General features: G+C 67.0%; 1 pseudogene. It reads left to right on the top strand.

Annotation, left to right across the window (positions count from 1 at the left end):
• A pseudogene (locus AX702_RS22655) lies at positions 1-494 on the top strand (penicillin-binding protein); the annotation flags it as partial.

The raw sequence follows: 494 nt of genomic DNA, 5'->3' as shown, positions 1-494 counted from the left end.
GCTATCCGGTACAACCGCACGGCCTGCCCGATGTGCGCGACAAGAGCTGGTACAGTTCCCTCACCGGTGGCCAGAAGACGCTGCCCGATCGCATTCATGATGACATGCTGACGCTGCTCGCGGCCTCTGTACGTGGCACCGGCCGGGCGGCGGCGCTGTCGGTGGATGCCTATGGCAAGACGGGCACGTCGCAATCGGGCCGCGACGCCTGGTTCATCGGCTTTGCCGGCGATTTGGTGGTCGGCGTCTGGGTCGGCAATGACGACAACACGCCCAATCCGGGCCTGCACGGCGGCGGCATACCGGCGCAGATCTGGCGCAATTTCATGACCGACGCGCTGGATCTCGCCCCCGTCGTGAAGGCGCCCGTCGTGGAGGATGTCGATCCCGAGGCCGGGCTGATCGGCATGGTGGAAAACGAAATCGCGCCCGCCGCCGAACGGCTGGACGCGCTCGGCATGGATCTGGAGATCGGCCCCGACGGCTCCGTCACC

The organism is Sphingomonas sp. CCH5-D11, from assembly GCF_001557395.1.
Taxonomy (GTDB): Bacteria; Pseudomonadota; Alphaproteobacteria; order Sphingomonadales; family Sphingomonadaceae; genus Sphingomonas.
This window is presented reverse-complemented; position numbering and strand designations above follow the sequence as displayed.